This window comes from Capnocytophaga canimorsus (assembly GCF_002302565.1).
Lineage (GTDB): Bacteria > Bacteroidota > Bacteroidia > Flavobacteriales > Flavobacteriaceae > Capnocytophaga > Capnocytophaga canimorsus.
In genome coordinates this window covers 637985-658839 of the sequence record NZ_CP022382.1, presented here as the reverse complement: position 1 = coordinate 658839, position 20855 = coordinate 637985, and the positions used below count along the sequence as shown (strand labels likewise).

Below are 20855 nucleotides of genomic sequence, written 5' to 3'. Positions count from 1 at the left end.
TTCCTTTTTGCGGATTATTTAAAAATCACAGATTTAGGTAAGCATACCTCCGTCAACGTTCAATACCTGCCCAGTGATGTAATCACTTATATCCGAAGCCAAGAAAACACAAGCATTAGCAACGTCTTCTGGGGTTCCGCCTCGTTTCAAAGGGATATTGTCACGCCAGCCTTGAATAACTTTTTCATCTAATTTTGCAGTCATTTCTGTTTCAATAAAACCAGGAGCAATGGCATTACAACGGATGTTTCTTGAGCCTAACTCCAAAGCGATTGATTTAGTAAAACCGAGCATACCTGCTTTTGAAGCCGCATAGTTTGATTGCCCAGCGTTTCCTTTAACCCCCACCACACTACTAATGTTAATTATAGAACCTTTACGTTGTTTAAGCATTGTGCGTTGTACAGCTTTGGTCATATTGAACACAGATTTTAGATTTACCTCAATAACTTTGTCGAAATCTTCTTCACTAATACGCATCAGTAGGTTGTCTTTGGTAATTCCTGCATTGTTAATCAAAATATCAATGCTACCAAATTCGGCAAGTACTTCATCGGCTAATTTTTGAGCTTCTTGAAAATCAGCGGCATTACTTTTGTATCCCTTAGCTTTTATCCCTTCTTGGTTAAGTTCTTTTTCCAGCTCATTGGCAGCCTCTACCGAAGCACTATATGTAAATGCAATATTAGCGCCGTGTTTTGCAAAAATTTGAGCGATACCACGCCCGATACCTCTACTAGCTCCAGTTATAATGGCTGTTTTGCCTGTTAATAATTTCATAATACTATTTAATTTTAATTATATTTTTCTTTACAGAATATCAATTCGATTCCAAAGATACTGATAAATTTTTAAATCTGTTTTTTAAACGATGTTTTTAATAAATCTAATTTCGCTTTTGAGAGAATTTTATTACGAATTGACAGATTTTTTTGTACTTTAATAACAGATGATAATTAAGTAATTATGGTGTTTAAAGCATTGTAAAGCAGATGTGTAGGAAGCCCCATTACGTTATTGTACGACCCTTGAATACTTGTAACCCCTACCGAGCCTATCCAATCTTGTATGCCATAAGCTCCAGCTTTGTCGTAAGGCATATATTTTTCTATATAGAAGTTGATTTCGGCATCGGAGAGTTTTCTTAGTGTTACTTTGGTGGTATCTGTCAGAACCATTTGTTGGGCGGAAGTGGTTAAGCCTACAGAAGTAATTACTTCGTGCTGTTTATCAGAAAGTAAACTCAGTATGGCTTTTGCTTCGTTGTGCGATTGAGGTTTCCCTAGTGCTTTGTCTTCACACCAAACGATGGTGTCGGACGTGATTAAAATATCCGTTGGAGTTAATGTATTTTTAAAAGGTTCGGCTTTTTTCTTTACCAAAAATTCGGTAATCTCTTCCCTTGTTAAATGCTTAGGATAGGTTTCTTCTACTGGTTTTATAACCACATCAAAATCAATAAGTAAATCTTTTAGAAATTGTTGTCTGCGGGGCGAAGCCGAAGCTAAAATAATGTGATAATTTTTAATCTTTTCGTATAACATATTCTATATTAAAACGTTATTTTTCGATGTATATGAGGTATTTTTTACGGATTTTTAAAAACTTGTTTAAATCTTTTTGCCAAGTTTTTCGGATTTCATCTTCCGTCATTTTATTTACAATTTGTTTTTTTAATTCAGGAGTTCCAGCGAGTTTATCGAAAAAAGAGTTAAAAAAAACAGTTTTAACTCCAACACTTTCTGTGTGAGCTTTTTGAAGCCAAATCAAGTTCAATTTTGATTGACGTGGTGTAGCACTTAAATCTTCACCATAGCAAACTTGTCCTTGATATAGTGGTTTTTTATCTCCTACATTTGGGGCAGGAACGAAAGAGAAATTCGTTTTGTTTAAATAAGGTGCACCATAGATTTGAAATTGCATTTCGGTACCTCTTCCCACACTGATATGGGTTCCCTCAAAAAGGCATAGGCTAGGGTAGAGGTTAATGGCTACAGCGTTGGGCAAATTCGGCGAGGGACGAACGGGTAAATCATACGCCTGTTCGCGTTTATAAAGCGCAAGAGGAATTACGCGTAAAGGAGCTTTTATTGCCTTTGAAAGCCAACCTTCGCCATTGATCATTTGAGCATATTCACCAATGGTCATTCCGTAAACAATGGGTACGGGGTGCATACCTACAAAACTTTTTTGGCTGGATTTCAATACTGGCCCATCCACATAATGCCCGTTTGGGTTAGGTCGGTCAAGTACCCATATCGGAATGTTTTGTTCAGCACAAGCCTCCATAACATAATGAAGTGTAGAGATATAGGTGTAAAAACGCACCCCTACATCTTGTAAATCGAACAATACAAGGTTGATGCCTTTTAGGTGTGCTACGGAAGGTTTTTTGTCTTTGCCATAAAGAGAAATGATTGAAATTCCAGTTTTTGTATCTTTTCCGTCTTTGATGATTTCTCCAGCATCGGCATTTCCTCGAAAGCCGTGTTCAGGAGCAAATACTTTTACAATGTTGATTTTGTGTTGCAATAAGGTATCCACCAAATGTGTGTATGTTCCCAACTGAGTTTTTACCACTCCCGTTTGATTGGTAACAATGGCTATGTTTTTATTTTTGAGTTCCGATAGGTACAATTCCATACGGTTAGCGCCTAATATCAATTCCGAAGGTGTGGGTGGATTGGCTACTGAAGTATTTTTTTGTTGATTTTGTCCATTATTTTTGCACGAAACCATCAAAAGTAAGCAAAAAAATGTAATTTTGGGTTTTATTAAAAATCTTGAAACATTGAATTTTGAATATTTCATAGCGAAACGAATTATTTTCTTTAGAAAGGATAAAGATACAGTATCTTCTCCGATTATCAAAATGGCTGTGGCTGCCATTGCTTTAGGGATTGTGGTTATGCTCATTGCCATTGCTACAGGAGGAGGCTTACAACAAAAAATTCGTGAAAAAATAACCACCTTTAATGGTCATATCCAGATTTTTAAGTATGATGCTAACCATTCGGAAGTGTCGGTAAAACCTGTTTCGATACATCAAGATTTTTATCCTAATTTTTCAGATATTCCTCAGGTGAAACACATTCAAGCCGTAGCATCAAAAGGAGGGATTATTCGTACCGAAAATACGTTCGAGTCCATCATAGCTAAAGGGGTAGGAGCAGATTATAATTGGGATAATTTTCGCCAATATATCACCTCAGGTCAAATCCCTGATTTTAAATCCGATGAAATTAGTAATGAAATTATTATTTCCGAATATTTAGCCAACAGATTAGGATTACAATTAGGCGATTTTTGCAATACCTTATTTCTTAAAGATGAAAATTCACAAATGCCTAATCAGCGTAATTTTAAAATTTCAGCACTTTACAGTAGCGGATTTCAAGATTTTGATGCACTATATCTTTTTACCGATTTGAGGCAAATTCAGCGTATCAATCGTTGGCAAAATGATGAAGTGGGTGGTTTTGAGGTATTTATAGATGATTTTGACCAAATAGAAATCATAGGGCAACAAATTTATGAGCAAACCCTCTCCACGTTGGATACTCAAACCATCGTACAGAAATTTCCTTTTATTTTTGAATGGCTCGGAATGTTCGACTTTAATATATATCTGATTATCATTATTATGGTTATCGTTGGCGGATTTAATATGATAACAGCTATTCTCGTCTTAATTCTGGAAAAAACACCAATGATAGGGATTTTGAAAAGTTTGGGAGCTTCCAACAAAAGCATTCGGAAGATATTTTTATTCAACGCTGCTTACATCATTTCCTTAGGATTATTTTTTGGTAATGTTATAGGGCTAATATTGTTATATTTACAACATAAATATGGCTTTATAAAATTAGATCCTAACACCTATTATGTTTCACAAGTTCCCATAGATATCCATCCTTTAACTATTGTTATTTTGAATGTAGGAGTACTGATAATCTGCTTATTGATATTGTTACTACCCACTTATATTGTTGCTAAAATTTCTCCTGCCAAAACAATGAAATTTTCATAAATGTTTTATTTCCAGCAATTTTCAGCACTTTTTTCGCCCCATATAAGTGTTGCCAAATACGGATTGTCAATAAACGGATTACGATTGCCTTGTGCGGCTTCAATAACGTTATTTCTATTTTTTTCGATGTATGAAACAGGGTCTTCTGCGTTCCATTTTAGTAATAATTCTATACTTCCTGTTGAAATATCGCTTCCCATATTTTCGTTGTATCTGATATTCAAGTAGAGTACCATTCTGGCTACATCGCCTTTCCATTCATCACCAGGATACCAACCTCCCCCGATTTGTCTTGCTTGTCCTTGTCCTTGAGTGAAAGGTAAATTACCACGATTGCTATTGACCTTAGTATCACAAGCGCGTAGATGATGTAAGTCAGCCTGGGCGGTGCTTTCTATTTTTGATCTTGGATACACGTGTTCAGTATTGAAAGTTTGTGGGTGATAATTACTTCCTTCGTACTCCTTCCAATAACGTTTCTCTCCTGTATATAATAGTACTACCTGATTTTCATTGTCTTGTGAACGATCTGCTTTATAAAGATAAGCGTGTCTTTCAGGATATTTCAAAAAGGTAGCGTGTTTGCCGATGGTTAGTGTAGCGAGTGCATCGCGTAGTTCTTGGTTTCTTTTGGAAAAATCAACGTCTTTGTAATAAGATTTCAATTCAGAAGGAATATTAAAAGAGGTAGAGGTGTTCCCATTTGAAGAAGTAGTAAACGAAAAATCTACTTTGGTGTTGCCTCCTTTGCCATCGGTTGCTGTGACAAATCCTTGGTAGGTTTTGTTTTGAGTTAAATGAGTGAATGTATAGTTTAATCGGTTAATTGTCGCGATGTTTTTTCCTTCCAGCTCGATGATATATTGCACATTATCGCCGTCAGGGTCAACCGATTGGCTCCACGAAATGGTAGCCACTTCTTGGTTTACAATTGTATTTTCAACACGAAACGATTCAGGGGCTCGATTATTTTGTTGTTCATTGCTGTTACAAGCAATGGCAAAAATTACTATAAAGTAAAAAATATTTTTCATATCAATTTTATGGTTTGCATTGCAAAGATATGAAAAAGGATTTTAAGAAAAAGCCCCGCAGATAGGCGAGGCACTAGATGTTTTCACAACGGAATAATCCTTATTGTAAATTGCTTTCTGCCGCAAAGATAGAAAAAAATAATTGAATATCAAAAATAATTAACTTTTTATTTGTATTTTCATACCCGTTGATTTTTAAACTATTAACTATGAAACACATACTAGGTCTCGATTTGGGGACCAACTCTATCGGTTGGGCGTTGATTGAAAGAAATATCGAAGAAAAATACGGAAAAATCATTGGAATGGGAAGCAGAATTGTTCCCATGGGAGCGGAATTAAGCAAATTTGAGCAAGGTCAAGCACAAACCAAAAATGCTGACAGAAGGACTAATAGAGGAGCAAGGCGACTTAATAAAAGGTATAAGCAAAGAAGAAATAAACTGATTTATATCTTACAGAAGTTAGATATGTTGCCTAGTCAAATAAAGTTAAAAGAAGATTTTTCAGATCCTAATAAAATAGACAAAATCACAATTTTATCTATAAGCAAAAAACAGGAACAGCTTACAGTTTTTGATTTGGTAAGTCTTAGAGTTAAAGCTTTGACTGAAAAAGTAGGCTTAGAAGATTTAGGTAAAATTATTTATAAGTATAACCAACTTAGAGGCTATGCGGGAGGTAGTCTTGAACCTGAAAAGGAAGACATTTTTGATGAAGAACAAAGCAAGGATAAGAAAAATAAAAGTTTTATAGCTTTTTCTAAAATCGTTTTTTTAGGTGAACCTCAGGAAGAAATTTTTAAAAATAAAAAACTAAATAGGAGAGCAATAATAGTAGAAACAGAAGAAGAAAATTTTGAAGGGAGTACATTTTTAGAAAATATAAAAGTAGGAGATTCTTTAGAACTTCTGATTAATATTAGTGCAAGTAAATCAGGAGATACAATAACCATAAAACTTCCCAATAAAACAAATTGGAGAAAGAAAATGGAAAATATAGAAAACCAACTCAAAGAAAAATCTAAAGAGATGGGGAGAGAATTCTATATTTCGGAGTTTCTATTGGAACTTCTCAAAGAAAACCGATGGGCTAAAATTAGAAACAATACGATTCTTAGAGCTAGATATGAGTCTGAATTTGAAGCCATTTGGAATGAACAAGTGAAACATTATCCATTTTTGGAAAACCTTGACAAGAAGACATTGATAGAAATAGTATCATTTATCTTTCCAGGGGAAAAAGAAAGTCAAAAGAAATATCGTGAATTGGGACTTGAAAAAGGATTGAAATATATAATAAAAAATCAAGTTGTTTTTTATCAGAGAGAGCTGAAAGATCAGTCTCATTTGATTTCAGATTGTAGATATGAGCCTAATGAAAAAGCTATTGCCAAAAGCCATCCTGTTTTTCAAGAATATAAAGTTTGGGAACAAATTAACAAGTTGATTGTTAATACCAAGATAGAGGCAGGAACGAATAGAAAAGGAGAAAAAAAGTATAAGTATATTGATAGACCTATTCCGACAGCTTTGAAAGAATGGATTTTTGAAGAGTTACAAAATAAAAAAGAAATCACTTTTTCTGCGATTTTCAAGAAATTAAAAGCAGAGTTTGATTTGAGGGAGGGAATTGACTTTTTGAATGGAATGAATCCTAAAGATAAGCTAAAAGGAAATGAAACTAAATTACAACTTCAAAAAAGCTTGGGTAAATTGTGGGATGTACTAGGACTTGATTCTATAAATAGGCAAATAGAACTGTGGAATATTCTTTACAATGAAAAAGGAAATGAATATGATTTGACGAGTGACAGAACTTCCAAGGTCTTAGAATTTATTAATAAATATGGTAATAATATTGTGGATGATAATGCCGAGGAGATTGCTATTAAAATATCGAAAATAAAATTTGCGAGAGCTTATTCTAGTTTAAGTCTTAAAGCGATAGAGAGAATTTTACCTTTGGTAAGGGCAGGAAAGTATTTTAATAATGATTTTTCACAACAATTACAATCTAAAATTTTAAAACTTCTCAATGAAAATGTAGAAGATCCTTTTGCAAAAGCAGCTCAAACTTATTTAGACAATAATCAATCCGTTCTTTCGGAAGGGGGGGTAGGAAACTCTATTGCAACTATTCTTGTGTATGATAAACATACCGCTAAAGAATATTCACACGATGAGTTATATAAAAGTTACAAAGAGATTAACCTATTAAAACAAGGAGACTTAAGAAATCCTTTAGTAGAGCAAATAATCAATGAAGCACTTGTTCTTATAAGAGATATTTGGAAAAATTATGGTATAAAGCCTAATGAAATAAGAGTAGAACTAGCAAGAGATTTAAAAAATAGTGCAAAAGAACGAGCTACAATCCATAAAAGGAACAAAGATAATCAAACGATAAACAATAAAATAAAGGAAACACTTGTAAAAAACAAAAAAGAATTGTCTTTAGCTAATATAGAAAAAGTAAAACTTTGGGAGGCACAGAGACATTTATCTCCTTATACAGGGCAGCCGATTCCTCTTTCAGATTTGTTTGACAAAGAAAAATATGATGTAGACCATATTATCCCCATATCTAGATATTTTGATGATTCTTTTACAAATAAAGTTATTTCTGAAAAGTCTGTAAATCAAGAAAAAGCAAACAGAACAGCAATGGAGTATTTTGAAGTAGGTTCTTTGAAGTATTCTATTTTTACAAAAGAACAATTTATAGCTCATGTAAATGAATATTTTTCAGGGGTAAAGCGTAAAAATTTGTTGGCAACTTCTATCCCAGAAGATCCAGTGCAGCGACAAATAAAAGATACTCAGTATATTGCAATTAGAGTAAAAGAAGAATTAAACAAAATTGTAGGGAACGAAAATGTTAAGACAACCACAGGGAGTATAACAGATTACCTTAGAAATCATTGGGGACTAACAGATAAGTTTAAATTACTTTTAAAAGAAAGATATGAAGCTCTATTAGAGAGTGAAAAATTTTTGGAATCAGAATATGATAACTACAAAAAAGACTTTGATTCTCGTAAAAAAGAATACGAAGAAAAAGAGATTTTATTTGAAGACCAAGAGCTTACAAAAGAAGAGTTTATAAAAGAATACAAAGAAAACTACATAAGATATAAAAAAAATAAACTTATCATTAAAGGATGGAGCAAGAGAATAGACCATCGTCATCACGCCATTGATGCACTTATAGTGGCTTGTACGGAACCTGCTCATATAAAAAGATTGAATGACTTAAATAAAGTTTTGCAAGATTGGCTTGTTAAACATAAGTCTGAATTTATGCCTAATTTTGAGGGTTCTAATTCTGAATTGTTGGAAGAAATTTTAAGTTTACCAGAAAAGGATAGAAGGGAAATTTTTACGCAAATAGATAAATTTAGAGCTATTGAAATGCCTTGGAAAGGTTTTCCAGAACAAGTAGAACAAAAATTGAAGGAAATTATCATCTCACATAAACCTAAAGATAAACTTCTATTGCAATACAATAAGGCAGGGGATAGGCAAATAAAACTTCGTGGACAATTGCATGAAGGAACACTGTATGGAATTTCGCAAGGAAAAGAAGCCTACAGAATTCCTTTAACAAAATTTTCGGGAAAAAAATTTGCAACCGAAAAAAATATTCAAAAAATAGTTAGTCCTTTTTTAAGTGGATTTATAGCAAATCATCTGAAAGAGTATAATAATAAAAAAGAGGAAGCTTTTTCAGCAGAAGGAATTATGGATTTGAATAATAAATTGGCACAATACAGAAATGAAAAAGGAGAATTGAAACCTCATACCCCGATTTCTACTGTAAAAATCTATTATAAAGATCCTTCTAAAAATAAAAAGAAAAAAGATGAAGAGGATTTGTCTTTACAAAAATTAGATAGAGAAAAAGCATTTAATGAAAAATTGTATGTAAAAACGGGAGACAATTACCTTTTTGCTGTGATGGAGGGGGAAATAAAAACTAAGAAAACATCACAAATAAAAAGATTATATGATATCATATCATTTTTTGATGCTACAAATTTTTTAAAAGAAGAATTTAGAAATGCCCCTGACAAAAAAACTTTTGATAAAGATTTGTTATTTAGACAATATTTTGAAGAAAGGAATAAAGCAAAATTACTATTCACCTTAAAACAAGGGGACTTTGTGTATTTGCCTAATGAAAATGAAGAGGTAATTTTAGATAAAGAAAGCCCTTTATACAATCAGTATTGGGGAGATTTAAAAGAGAGAGGTAAAAATATTTATGTAGTGCAAAAGTTTAGTAAAAAACAAATATATTTTATTAAGCATACTATTGCGGATATTATTAAAAAAGATGTTGAATTTGGTTCTCAAAATTGCTATGAAACCGTAGAAGGTAGATCGATAAAAGAAAACTGTTTTAAACTCGAAATAGACCGTTTAGGAAATATTGTTAAAGTAATAAAAAGATAAAAATCAAAATAATGAGTGCAGAATTGAATATCACAGGAAAATGCTTTTTTTTGTGAAGAGTTGGTTGCTAAAAGTAACATCAATACCCACCTTAAAAAGCATTTAAAAGAATTGTCAAAAACGGAAAGTGATCAGGATAAAAAATCATATTTGTTAAAGATATTTACTTATCCTAATTACAAAAATTCCAATTATTTTCTTTATCTGTTGGTAGATGGAGAGACTACGATGAAGAAAGTAGATCGTTTTTTGAGGGATATTTGGTTGGATTGTTGCGGTCATTTGAGTGCTTTTGCGTATAAGGGGGGAGGAAAATTAGGAATGTCCAAAAAACTTAAAGACGCCTTAAATAAAGGTGATGTATTGGAATATGAGTATGATTTTGGTTCTACAACAGATCTCCAAATAAAGGTGGAAGAAGAATATCCTATGGGGGTAAAAAGTAAAGTTTTGCTTTTGAGCAGAAATGAACCTTTAGAAATTTATTGTCAAAAATGTAAAAAACTTCCAGCTGTTCATTTGTGCGTGGCTCATTTGTATGAAGACCAGTCTCATTTTTTCTGTGAATCTTGTGCTGAAATTCACGAAAAAGAATGTGAAGGTTTTTTAGATTATGCTTCTATGCCTGTTGTAAATTCACCAAGAATGGGGGAGTGTGGCTACGAAGGAGGTTTCATTGATTTAGAAAGAGATGGTGTTTTCGAGATTAAAAAATAGAAACCTATGCTCTACCGCTCCATTTACATTGGCAATCCAGCATATTTGAAGTTGAAAGACCAACAGATGAAAATCGTTTGTCCTGAAACCAAAGCAGAGAAAGGGAGCGTTCCGGTAGAAGATTTGGGTTTGTTGATGCTCGACCACTTTCAGATTACCATTTCCCATCAGCTGATACAGTGGCTGATGGGAAACAATGTGGTGATTATCAGTTGCGATACCCATCATCTCCCACACGGACAAATGCTACCGCTCCACGGAAATGCGATTCATACCCAACGCATAAAAGACCAGATAGAAGCCAGTGAACCGCTCAAAAAACAGCTGTGGAAACAAACCATAGAATGCAAAATAGCCAATCAAGTCGCTGTTTTGGAACGACTTGGAACTTACTCCAGTCCGATGTATGAGTATCTCAACCAAGTGAAATCGGGCGACACCAGTAATATGGAAGGCATCGCTGCACAGCACTATTGGAAATACCTCATTCACCCCGATTTTTTACGCGAACGCTACGGCGATTCGCCCAATCAGTTTTTCAATTTTGGTTATTCCGTATTGAGAAGTATCGTGGCAAGAGCCATTGTAGAAACAGGTTTATTGCCCGTTTTGGGGATTTTTCACAAAAACAAATACAATGCTTACTGCTTGGCAGATGACCTAATGGAACCTTACCGTCCTTTTGTGGATTTATTGGTCATCCGATGGTTGGAAAAGAATCCTGAAGCCGAAGAACTGACCAAAGAAGCGAAAGCCTATTTTTTACAAATCGCTACCAAAGATGTGAAAATAGACGAGCAGGTGCGTCCGCTATTAGTTGCGGTAAAATCTACCGTTTCCTCTCTTTACAAATGCTATACGGGCGAAAAAAGACAAATTTCTTATCCTAAAATGTTATGAATTCCGAACGATTTAACGCTTATAGAATTATGTGGGTAATGGTTTTATACGATTTGCCAACCGAGACCAAGGCAATGCAAAAAGCAGCCAATCTCTTCCGAAAACGCTTGGAAGATGATGGATTTTCTTTATTTCAGTTTTCTATCTATTTGAGGCACTGTCCGAGTAGAGAAAATGCAGAAGTGCATAAAAAACGAGTAAAAATGATGCTTCCCAAATACGGGAAAGTAGCCGTAATGACGATTACAGATAAGCAGTTTGGTGATATGGAAATATTCCATTCTAAAGTACGCGAAGATCCGCCACCTACTTACCAGCAGCTCGAGTTATTTTAGAAATAGAATGAAAAAAATGGATTTACTCAGCCCGATTTATTCTTTTTTTGCTCAATTTTTTATTTCTAAAAATAAAAATAATCCTCTGACAGACAGAGGATTATTTTTTGAGGTTGTAACTAATCACAAAGTTACGGAAAATTGAAAGCAATTTACAACGCCAACTTAAGTAGTTTTGATACCGAATTAGTTGTAACTAATCACAAAGTTACGGAAAATTGAAAGCAATTTACAACCAGAGGCGAAATCAATGCTTTATCTCTGTTGTTGTAACTAATCACAAAGTTACAAAATTTCAATTCCGATAGCACTCACTGAATATCATTGAAAAAACTAATGAAGTAAAGCAATTTACAACGTTCTTGGGGAAAAGCCCCATAAGGTACTCGTTGTCTTTATCCGCCTTGTAACCAAGTTCTAAAAATCTGATATAAATCAATGGTTTTACTTATAAAGATTTCGATGATTTTACTTTTTCATTGCAAAAAGAATTCCTAAATTTGCATACTTCTTTATTGAAAAGGAATTTTTTACTTATCTGTTTAATCATTTTTAATAAATTTTAATTATAAACAATGAATAAATCGGTTTATATAATCACTCCTGATGCTTATAGCGGCAAGTCGTTGGTAAGTTTAGGGGTGATGCAAATGGTTATGCGTAATACACCTAAGGTAGGTTACTTTAAACCCATTTTGGAGAGTAAAACCCAGAAAGATAATCATATTGCTACAATGCTCGCCCATTTTAATATCGAAATGGAATACGATGAAGCCTACGTATTTACCCGTGCGGAGGTAGCCGCAATGAAAAATAAGGGGAAGATAGGAGAGGTGTACGATACCATCATCAAGCGTTACAAGGCTTTGGAAAGTCGTTTTGACTTTGTCTTGGTAGAAGGTACCGATTTGGTAGAGGAAAGCAACGTATTTGATGTTAATTTCAACGCTCTTTTAGCACAGAGCTTAAACATTCCAGTTTTGGCGGTGCTTAAAGATAATTTTTCATCGGAGCAGGAACTCATCGAGCACGTTCAGATGGAAATCAATAGCCTTTTGGAAGCCGAAGTACAAGTCATTGGGGCTTTTATCAATAAAGCTAAAAATGCCGATGAGGATACTAAAGCCAAACTACAACAAACCTTTAAAGAGATTCTTTTTTCGGTAATTCCTAATGAAGAGGAGCTGGGCAGACCAACCCTAAAAGAAATTGCTGAAGCTCTTGAAGCCACTTTTCTTTATAAAGGCGAAAATATCAATGTAACCACACAAAAAACCATCGTTGGGGGAATGCAGTTGCACAATTTCTTGCAACATATTTCCGAGAATTGTTTGGCTGTAATTCCTGCTGACCGTTCTGATTTGATTGTAGGTACAGTAACGGCAAGTAATTCCACCAATTACCCACGTGTGGCTGGAATTGTACTTTATGGTGGTTTCTCTTTAGAAAAATCTATTGTTAAGATTTTAGACGGGACTCACAAAATAATGCCCATTATGCTGGCTAAAAGCGGAACTTTTGAAACTGCCAATCGTATCGGCAAAATAAAATCGAAAATCTATCCAGAAAACACCGAAAAGATACGTTTAAGCATTCAATTGTTTGAAAAATATGCTGAAGTGGACGGACTCAACGAGCGTATTTCAGCTTTCAAATCCGATACCATTACCCCACGAATGTTCCAATACAATATGGTGCAAACCGCACGTAAAGCTCAGAAACACATCGTGCTTCCTGAAGGAACGGACGACCGTATTCTGATTGCTGCTTCACAATTGGCAACCGATGAACTGGTGTATCTGACCATTTTGGGTAATAAAGAGAAAGTTATCGACCGTGTTAATGCACTTGGGCTGAAATGGGACGAACGTCGCATATCGATAACCAATCCTATCGAAAGTCCTAAATACAAGGCGTATGCCCAGAAATTGTATGACTTGCGTAAATCCAAAGGAATGGAACTCCCTCAAGCGGAAGACCTTATGCTTGATGTTTCTTATTTCGGAACGATGATGGTCTTTATGGGCGATGCCGACGGTATGGTATCGGGAGCGGTGCATACTACGGCACATACCATTCGTCCGTCTTTACAATTCGTTAAAACCAAACCTGGAGTAAATACGGTTTCTTCCGTATTCTTTATGTTGTTGCACGACAGAGTATTGGTCTATGGCGATTGTGCCATTGTGCCTAACCCTACTGCCGAGCAACTTGCCGAAATAGCTATAACTTCTGCCGATTCGGCAAAGGCTTTCGGTATAGAGCCTCGTGTGGCGTTGCTTTCGTACTCGTCAGGAAGTTCAGGCAGTGGTGCTGATGTAGATAAGGTACGTCAGGCTACAGAAATAGTCAAAACTCAACGTCCTGATTTGTTAGTAGAAGGTCCTATTCAGTATGATGCTGCCGTTGACCCCAAAGTGGGTAAAAGCAAAATGCCTGATTCAAAAGTAGCAGGACAAGCTAATGTGCTTATTTTCCCTGACTTGAATACTGGAAATAATACCTATAAAGCTGTACAACGTGAAACGGGCGCTCTTGCTATTGGTCCGATGCTACAAGGTTTGAAAAAGCCAGTAAATGACCTAAGTCGTGGGGCTACCATTCCTGATATTTACAATACGGTGCTTATTACCGCTATTCAATCGGTAATGAAAGAATAACATAGCGTTTTCATTTTATAATTTATTTTTATAGTTGAAATGACAAAGGCAACAGCGATGTTGCCTTTGTTGATTTTAATCATTAGCGTATCAGTTTTAAGGTAATAGGCAATAGGTGATAGGCATTAGGCAATAGTAGTTAGTGATGAATAGTAACCTTTTGCTTGAGGCTTTTTTCTTTTTCTTTTAAGTATTTCTTTCTCTTTTACACTTTTAGTAAATTACTTACTATCAAGCTGAGCGAAGTCGAAGTTTTAAAATAGTTTGAAGATAATAGGCATCAGTGACAAATAGTAGTAACTTTTTCTTTGAAGCTTGTTTCTTTCTCCTTATATCAAGCTTAAAGGTCGAAATATGAAGTAAAAAGCGAAGAACACCGAGCTTTTAGCTTGGAATATCAAGCCTAAAGCTTAAAATTTTTAACAAAAAGGTAGAATCATTAAGCTAAAAGCTCAAAGTTTTAAGCTTTTTGGTTAAAGCTTTGAGTTCAAAGGTTAAAATTTTAACGAAAAAGCTTAGTGTTTCAAGCTTTAAGCTTGAAACACTAAGCCAAAAGCTACGAATTATAACTAAATGACTTTTAAAAACATCCTCCGTATCTTTGGTACATACCCTATTTTTACAGATTTCCTCTTTTCAAAGAGGAATTTTAGAGTGCGACCAAACTATATAGATTCAGCTATATAAGTTTAGGCGAGGAAGTGACAGAAGTGAAGAGTATCATAGCTAATGGCTAACTGCCTTATTTTTAAGGTATATTTAACAATAAGATGTTTAAAAAAGACTTATTTTTGTTACAATTCTAAAAAAAAATAATATTATGAGAAAAACAAATTTCCGCAGTATGCTTGCTATCGGTATGATAGCCGTTGCACCGTTAATGAGTAGTTGTAATAAGAGTGATGAGTCAACCCCAGTGGTAGAAATTACCGAAGTACAAATCAGTAAGCCTGACTTTACGATGCTAATAGGCGAAACTACCACCATCGTCCCTACGATAACTCCTGAGAATGCCACCGACAAAAAACTTACTTGGGTAAGTTCTGCTCCTAATGTAGCTGAGGTAGATGTTAATGGTAAAATCTTTGCCAAATCCAGAGGGCGAGCCGAAATTACCGCTACTACGACAAATGGTAAAACCGCCACGTGTAAAGTTATTGTACTAAATGCCAGAATCAACTCTGTGGAAGCTGAAGACGGCTATATGATTTTAGAAACTGGAAAATCGGTAGGAGAGCAGATAGCACTTTATATCAAAGCAGACCCCAAATACCGATATGGTATATGGATAGACCTTAATAATGATGGAGAGAAACAACATAGTGAAACAAATATAACTTTTGATCAAGAAAAGAACTATACCTTAGGGGCAAGAACTATAACCATTTACGGAAAAATAACTACCTTGAATTGCTCTAATGGCAAACTATACAACTTGAGTGTAGAAAATAATAAGGCTTTGGAGGAGTTGAATTGTTTAAATAATTCGCTAACTATTTTAGATGTAAGCCAAAATACAGCTTTACAGAATTTGTGGTGTCAAATGAATTTCCTAACTATTATAGATGTTAGTCAGAATAAGGCTTTGAAAAAATTGGAATGTTACTATAACAGACTTACTACTTTGGATATTAGTCAAAATAAATCTTTAGGATGGCTAAGTTTTGATAACAATCAAATCAAAAAGGCGGCAATGAATGCCGTGTTGGGTGCTTTGCCTGAACGTAGTACCAGTGATGAAGCGAAGGTTTATATCCAAATGAAAGATAGTGCTGAGGAAGGTAATGAGCTTCCAGACGCTGCGAAAGTAATTGAGGCAAAAATGAAAAACTGGAAAGTATATCAGTTTGAAAACGGTAAAGATAAAGAATTGTAATAAGTTATGAGTGATTGACTTTTAGCAATTGGAGATTAGGGGATAGATAAGTTGGGAGTTAAGGAAGAATGAAGGATAGTATTTGAAGTTTAGGATTTTTAATTTTGTCTATGTATAAAGACCTCCTTATCCTTGGGGTAACTTCTCCAAAGAGGCAATAGGAAGGAACCTGAAACCTAAAACCTAAAACCTGAAACCTAAAACCTGAAACCTAAAACTTGCACTTTGAAACTTGAAACTTACCCCCCTTAAAATTTTATTTTTTAAATCTTTAAATAGCGATGAGTAGAAATTTAATCAGTGTAGTGTTGCCCGAGCAGGTAACCACACAAGTAAGTCAGAAACTACAAGAGATTAAGGAGTTATTGGCTCCGTATATGGGAAATCTTACTCTTGAAGAACGTGCCTCGTTGCCTAAAATGGGTGATAAAACATTGGCATTTGTAAGTAAAGTGTCAGAATACATCAATAGTAATCCTAAATTTGTACCTTCTATGCTTAATACGGAGGAATTTAAAAAAGATTTTAGTGCCCATCAAGGGTTATTGCCCATATTGGCAGTTACGCAGCAGGTGGTAGAGCAACTAAAAGATACTACTATACTTACCGGACACGAAGCCTATGTACAAGCCTTGTATTATTACGGAAATGTGAAACTTTTTGCCAAAACAGGCGATGCTGAAGCCAAAGCCATTTATGAGGATCTGGGTAAACGCTTCCCTAAGGGTAAAAAAGGCGCCAAACCCGAAGCTCCTACCTTGTAAATCATAATTATTTTTCAAATGGAGTTTAATTTTTAAATATTCACAGCCTTTGACGGTTTTTAGTTGAAGGCTGTTTTTTTAGTTTTTAGCAAATGGCTTACTCTTAAGCTGAGCGAAGTCGAAGTTTTAAGGCAGTAGGCAATAGTAGTTAGTGATGAATAGTAACCTTTTCCTTGTTTCTTATTTCTTTATTCTTTCTTAATTTTTTTAATCTTTTAATTTTTTAATGTTGTATCTTTACGCCCTTAAAAGGAAGCTAAAAATAGTTATATGGAAATACTTATTATAAATTCAGGAAGTTCATCGTTAAAGTATCAGTTTATCAATGCGCAAACGGGTGTTGCTCTTGCCAAAGGTTTGGTAGAACGCATCGGTATTGAAGGAAGTAAAATCAAATATGTAGCTCTGAAAAACGGGCAAGAAGTAGAGGTAAAGAAAGAATTGCCTATTGCTAATCACGAAGAAGCGATGCAATTAGTTTCTGATTTGCTTACTGACCCTGAGGTGGGGGTGATAAAAAATCCAGATGAAATTCAGGTTATAGGGCATCGGGTGGTACACGGAGGAGAAAAATTAGTAAAACCCACGCTCATTACCCAAGCGGTAAAACAAGAGATAGAAAAACTTGTTCCGCTTTCGCCTTTGCATAATCCAGGGCACTTGTCGGGTATCAATGTTGCCGAAAAGATATTTAAAAAAGCCAAGCACGTAGCGGTAATGGATACCGCTTTTCATCAAACAATGCCTCCAAAGGCATTTCGCTATGCCATACCTAATGAGTTTTATGAAAAATATGGCATTCGTGCTTATGGGTTTCACGGAACCAGCCATAAGTTTGTTGATGCTCAAGCACGTCAGCACCTTAATAATCCGAAGATAAAAAATATTACCATCCATTTGGGCAACGGCTCAAGTATGGCAGCGGTAAACGAGCAAGGACAATGTATGGATACCTCTATGGGGCTTACCCCTTTGGACGGACTGGTGATGGGCACGCGTTGCGGAAGCATTGACGCATCGGTGGTGTTCTTCATTGGTGAGCAACTTGGGCTTTCTTTCTCGCAAGTGAAGGATATTTTGAACAAACAAAGCGGAATGCTTGGGCTTACTGGAAGCTCCGATGCTCGTGATGTTTCGGATAAATATTTCCAAAACGACCCTAATGCCGTGCTTTGCTATCAAATGTATGCGTATCGTATTAAAAAGTTCATCGGAGCTTACGCTGCAATACTCAACGGATTGGATAGCATTACCTTTACCGCTGGATTAGGAGAAAATGATGATTTGTTACGCGAGTTGGTTTGCCAAGAGATGGATTTCTTAGGCATTGAGTTAGATAAGGATAAAAACAAGACGCTCAATCGCCCCAAAAATACAGTAGAGATACAATCCGATAGCAGTCGTGTAAAAATCTTGATTATTCCTACTAACGAAGAATTACAAATTGCTCACGAGGCAGTAGCTTTAATACAAGCAACAAAAAATTAAGTTTAATAACTAAAGAATGTAATATGAGTTCATTTCCTAAATTTTTATTGGGAGATAATACCGATTTTCCAGATGCGATATTTGTTATTCACACCGAATATCCTCGATTTGTGTTGAATTTGGAAACTGACGAGGTGGAATGGTTGGAAGAATTTGACGAAGAAGATACCAAAGAGCTTGAAACAGAGGCTGAAAATCTCATCGAACAAGCCAATGCCTTTTACGAAAGAGAGATAGACCGATACCAAGGATAATATGCTTGAGTTTATCATTGAGAAAGACAAGCAACTTTTTTTGTGGCTCAACGGATTAGGAACAAATTCGTGGGATAATTTTTGGCTGTTCGTCAGTCACAAATTTTCGGCACTGCCTTTGTATTTGTTGTTGTTGCTTTTCTGTTTTAGATATCTGAAATGGAAAGCAACGCTTCTTGTTTTGGTGGGGGTAGCCCTTATGGTGGTTGCTACCGACCAATTAGCCAACCTATTCAAATACGGTTTTGAACGATTACGTCCGTGTCACGACCCTTCGTTATCAGAACAGATACGTGTAGTAGTCTGTGGTGGAAAGTATGGTTATTTCTCAGCTCACGCAGCCAGTTCTATGGCGGTGGCGGTTTTCTTTGGTCTTATTTTCTCGCACAAAATACGTGGTATAACCACTATTTTATTGCTATGGGCGGCTTTAGTGGGCTATAGTCGTATCTATTTGGGGGTTCATTTTCCTACTGATGTAATTACAGGAATGCTTATTGGTGGTTTGGTAGGATTTTTGTTCTATCTTTTGAGCAAATGGGCTATACGAAAGATTGTAAATGTCCAAATTTAAAAACAAATAAGGTTTATGAAATATAGTTTTTTGTTTTTGGTATTGTTGTGTAGTATTGGGTATGCTCAATCTCCTGTTCAGGAGAAGGAACCGCCCTCGCATATCAAAACCATATTATTTTCGGGTAACGAAAAAACACATTTTCCGATTATTCGTTTAAACGAACCTTTTACACTTCGTTTTGATGACTTGAATGCCGATGAAGCCATATACCGATATCAAATTACCCACTACAATGCCGATTGGCAACCCTCATCTTTGCTAAAGAGTGAATACTTGCGCGGTATGGATGACCAATACATTTATCCGTCAAGCAATTCTAACACCACTTTACAACCATACTCACATTACAGCATAGATTTTCCTTCCGAACATCTGCGTATTTTGCTTACGGGTAATTACTTACTGTCGGTAACAGACCAAAGTGGTAACCTGATATTCTCACGCAAATTCGTAGTGTATTCGCCTTCGGTGGGGGTAGAAGTCAATATCAAACGCTCACGCGATATGCGTTTTTTTGATACCAAACAAGTGGTACAATTCACCATAAAAGGACAAGCCTTACAAATTCAAAATCCTAAAGAGAGTGTAAAGGTAACCGTTTTACAAAATTATCGTTGGGATACGGCAATCCATCATCTCAAACCTCAGTACACGATGGGAGGTGAATTCATTTATCGTTACGATGAACAAGCTGCTTTCGATGGGGGGAATGAATTTTTATACTTTGAAAATAAAGACATTCGTACCCCTTCCTCAGGGGTGTATCGCGTAGAACAAACGGAATCTTTTCACCATTATTTATTTACATCAATAAGCAGAGCAAATCGTGTATATACTTATAATCCAGACATCAATGGTAATTTTATAGTGGCTACCATTCACGGCGAAAATCCGCACGATAATGCCGACTATACTTGGGTACATTTTTCGTTGGAAGGCTTGCCTGAGTTTTGGTCAAAATCAGTGTATGTTTATGGGAAGTTCTCCAATTATCAACTTTCAGATGCTTATAAGTTATCGTATGACGAATCTGCCGGTGTTTTTAACGGAAAAGTTTTGTTAAAGCAAGGATTTTATAATTATAATTTTGCGGTTAAATCTGCCGATAGGGTTGATTTCAATGGTATTGGAGGTAATTTCCAACAAACCGAAAATGATTATACGGTGATTGTTTATTATAGAGCTCCAGGGACTTTGTATGACCAAGCCATTGGGGTAGGAGGGGCGAGTAGTGTAAACATTACCCGTTAGTATTTTTACTCAATAATAAATTTTAGTTACTATAAAATATGTCAGTTTTAGAAAATTTGAAACCTTTGGTAACACAGATTTGCCAAAATAAGCAACTGTCGAAAGATGAAAAATTACAACAAATATGTGATTTGCTTCGTGATAAGGTGAGTTATTACAATTGGGTAGGGTTTTATTTTGCCAATCACCAGGCTCAAACACTTCATTTAGGACCTTTTTCAGGAGCCGATACTGACCATAAGGTAATCCCTTTCGGTAAAGGAATTTGTGGACAAGTAGCGCTGTCCAATCAAAATTTTGTAGTGCCTGATGTTAAAGCTCAAGACAATTATATTGCTTGTAGCTTAACCGTAAAATCCGAAATTGTGGTGCCTCTTTTTGTCAATAACGTAAATATCGGTCAAATTGATATTGATTCGCACACGATCGACCCTTTCACAGCTCAAGACGAATCTTTTTTGGAATTTGTAAATAAACAAATCGCTGAAAATATATCCTTTTAAAACTTTTTA

General features: G+C 35.4%; 17 protein-coding genes. 13 read left to right on the top strand and 4 right to left on the bottom strand.

Annotated features, from left to right (window positions below; translation table 11 throughout):
- Nucleotides 1-33: 33 nt before the first annotated feature.
- The 3 genes from fabG to CGC47_RS02850 form a co-directional block, all read right to left on the bottom strand.
- The gene (fabG, locus tag CGC47_RS02860) at nt 34-780 is read right to left on the bottom strand and encodes a 3-oxoacyl-[acyl-carrier-protein] reductase (RefSeq protein ID WP_041998492.1); all 747 of its coding nucleotides are present in this window, start codon (nt 778-780) and stop codon (nt 34-36) included.
- 176 nt (nt 781-956) lie between these two features.
- Entirely contained in the window at nt 957-1544 is a 588-nt protein-coding gene (locus CGC47_RS02855) for a Maf family nucleotide pyrophosphatase (protein ID WP_013997572.1), read from the bottom strand.
- Nucleotides 1545-1560: 16 nt separating this feature from the next.
- Nucleotides 1561-2811 (bottom strand): exo-beta-N-acetylmuramidase NamZ family protein, encoded by a 1251-nt coding sequence (locus tag CGC47_RS02850; RefSeq protein WP_232779683.1) that lies wholly within the window; start codon nt 2809-2811, stop codon nt 1561-1563.
- A 61-nt stretch (nt 2812-2872) separates the two neighbouring features.
- On the opposite strand from CGC47_RS02850, the gene CGC47_RS02845 reads away from it, so the two are divergent.
- Complete coding sequence (locus CGC47_RS02845; RefSeq protein ID WP_041998506.1) at nt 2873-4030, top strand: ABC transporter permease; 1158 nt, start codon at nt 2873-2875, stop codon at nt 4028-4030.
- 5 nt (nt 4031-4035) lie between these two features.
- On the opposite strand, the gene CGC47_RS02840 is transcribed toward CGC47_RS02845, so the two are convergent.
- Nucleotides 4036-5064: an endonuclease gene (locus tag CGC47_RS02840; protein WP_041998496.1), complete on the bottom strand. Its 1029-nt coding sequence runs from the start codon at nt 5062-5064 to the stop codon at nt 4036-4038.
- A gap of 209 nt (nt 5065-5273) precedes the next feature.
- Between CGC47_RS02840 and cas9 the strand changes: the two genes are divergently transcribed.
- From cas9 to CGC47_RS02780, 12 genes are all read left to right on the top strand, one after another.
- On the top strand, nt 5274-9521 hold the full coding sequence (gene cas9, locus CGC47_RS02835) for a type II CRISPR RNA-guided endonuclease Cas9 (protein WP_095899957.1): 4248 nt from the start codon (nt 5274-5276) through the stop codon (nt 9519-9521).
- Nucleotides 9522-9671: 150 nt separating this feature from the next.
- Nucleotides 9672-10238, top strand: coding sequence for a hypothetical protein (locus tag CGC47_RS02830; RefSeq protein ID WP_232779682.1), 567 nt, complete (start codon nt 9672-9674; stop codon nt 10236-10238).
- A 6-nt stretch (nt 10239-10244) separates the two neighbouring features.
- A complete protein-coding gene (gene cas1, locus CGC47_RS02825) occupies nt 10245-11138 on the top strand; it encodes a type II CRISPR-associated endonuclease Cas1 (RefSeq protein ID WP_041998500.1) in 894 nt (297 codons plus the stop codon).
- Nucleotides 11135-11473, top strand: a complete 339-nt coding sequence (gene cas2, locus CGC47_RS02820; protein WP_002663340.1) for a CRISPR-associated endonuclease Cas2 — start codon at nt 11135-11137, stop codon at nt 11471-11473. Before cas1 ends, cas2 begins: the two co-directional genes overlap by 4 nt.
- Nucleotides 11474-12048: 575 nt before the next feature.
- Entirely contained in the window at nt 12049-14133 is a 2085-nt protein-coding gene (gene pta / locus CGC47_RS02815; RefSeq protein ID WP_041998503.1) for a phosphate acetyltransferase, read from the top strand.
- Between the two features lie 820 nt (nt 14134-14953).
- Nucleotides 14954-16009, top strand: a complete 1056-nt coding sequence (locus CGC47_RS02810; RefSeq protein ID WP_095899956.1) for an Ig-like domain-containing protein — start codon at nt 14954-14956, stop codon at nt 16007-16009.
- Between the two features lie 281 nt (nt 16010-16290).
- Nucleotides 16291-16773: a hypothetical protein gene (locus CGC47_RS02805; RefSeq protein WP_013997560.1), complete on the top strand. Its 483-nt coding sequence runs from the start codon at nt 16291-16293 to the stop codon at nt 16771-16773.
- A gap of 270 nt (nt 16774-17043) precedes the next feature.
- On the top strand, nt 17044-18261 hold the full coding sequence (locus CGC47_RS02800) for an acetate/propionate family kinase (protein ID WP_013997559.1): 1218 nt from the start codon (nt 17044-17046) through the stop codon (nt 18259-18261).
- Nucleotides 18262-18284: 23 nt separating this feature from the next.
- Nucleotides 18285-18515, top strand: coding sequence for a hypothetical protein (locus tag CGC47_RS02795; RefSeq protein WP_013997558.1), 231 nt, complete (start codon nt 18285-18287; stop codon nt 18513-18515).
- A gap of 1 nt (nt 18516) precedes the next feature.
- Nucleotides 18517-19089, top strand: a complete 573-nt coding sequence (locus CGC47_RS02790) for a phosphatase PAP2 family protein (RefSeq protein ID WP_041999691.1) — start codon at nt 18517-18519, stop codon at nt 19087-19089.
- 15 nt (nt 19090-19104) lie between these two features.
- Nucleotides 19105-20343 (top strand): type IX secretion system plug protein, encoded by a 1239-nt coding sequence (locus CGC47_RS02785; RefSeq protein WP_041999688.1) that lies wholly within the window; start codon nt 19105-19107, stop codon nt 20341-20343.
- 38 nt (nt 20344-20381) lie between these two features.
- A complete protein-coding gene (locus CGC47_RS02780; protein ID WP_013997555.1) occupies nt 20382-20846 on the top strand; it encodes a GAF domain-containing protein in 465 nt (154 codons plus the stop codon).
- Nucleotides 20847-20855: the final 9 nt, after the last annotated feature.

What these genes read in the sequence shown, in the direction of transcription:
- fabG (WP_041998492.1), bottom strand. Translation starts at nt 780, where the DNA reads ATGAAATTATTAACAGGCAAAACAGCCATTATAACTGGAGCTAGTAGA.
- CGC47_RS02855 (WP_013997572.1), bottom strand. Translation starts at nt 1,544, where the DNA reads ATGTTATACGAAAAGATTAAAAATTATCACATTATTTTAGCTTCGGCT.
- CGC47_RS02850 (WP_232779683.1), bottom strand. Translation starts at nt 2,811, where the DNA reads ATGAAATATTCAAAATTCAATGTTTCAAGATTTTTAATAAAACCCAAA.
- CGC47_RS02845 (WP_041998506.1), top strand. Translation starts at nt 2,873, where the DNA reads ATGGCTGTGGCTGCCATTGCTTTAGGGATTGTGGTTATGCTCATTGCC.
- CGC47_RS02840 (WP_041998496.1), bottom strand. Translation starts at nt 5,064, where the DNA reads ATGAAAAATATTTTTTACTTTATAGTAATTTTTGCCATTGCTTGTAAC.
- cas9 (WP_095899957.1), top strand. Translation starts at nt 5,274, where the DNA reads ATGAAACACATACTAGGTCTCGATTTGGGGACCAACTCTATCGGTTGG.
- cas1 (WP_041998500.1), top strand. Translation starts at nt 10,245, where the DNA reads ATGCTCTACCGCTCCATTTACATTGGCAATCCAGCATATTTGAAGTTG.
- cas2 (WP_002663340.1), top strand. Translation starts at nt 11,135, where the DNA reads ATGAATTCCGAACGATTTAACGCTTATAGAATTATGTGGGTAATGGTT.
- pta (WP_041998503.1), top strand. Translation starts at nt 12,049, where the DNA reads ATGAATAAATCGGTTTATATAATCACTCCTGATGCTTATAGCGGCAAG.
- CGC47_RS02810 (WP_095899956.1), top strand. Translation starts at nt 14,954, where the DNA reads ATGAGAAAAACAAATTTCCGCAGTATGCTTGCTATCGGTATGATAGCC.
- CGC47_RS02805 (WP_013997560.1), top strand. Translation starts at nt 16,291, where the DNA reads ATGAGTAGAAATTTAATCAGTGTAGTGTTGCCCGAGCAGGTAACCACA.
- CGC47_RS02800 (WP_013997559.1), top strand. Translation starts at nt 17,044, where the DNA reads ATGGAAATACTTATTATAAATTCAGGAAGTTCATCGTTAAAGTATCAG.
- CGC47_RS02795 (WP_013997558.1), top strand. Translation starts at nt 18,285, where the DNA reads ATGAGTTCATTTCCTAAATTTTTATTGGGAGATAATACCGATTTTCCA.
- CGC47_RS02790 (WP_041999691.1), top strand. Translation starts at nt 18,517, where the DNA reads ATGCTTGAGTTTATCATTGAGAAAGACAAGCAACTTTTTTTGTGGCTC.
- CGC47_RS02785 (WP_041999688.1), top strand. Translation starts at nt 19,105, where the DNA reads ATGAAATATAGTTTTTTGTTTTTGGTATTGTTGTGTAGTATTGGGTAT.
- CGC47_RS02780 (WP_013997555.1), top strand. Translation starts at nt 20,382, where the DNA reads ATGTCAGTTTTAGAAAATTTGAAACCTTTGGTAACACAGATTTGCCAA.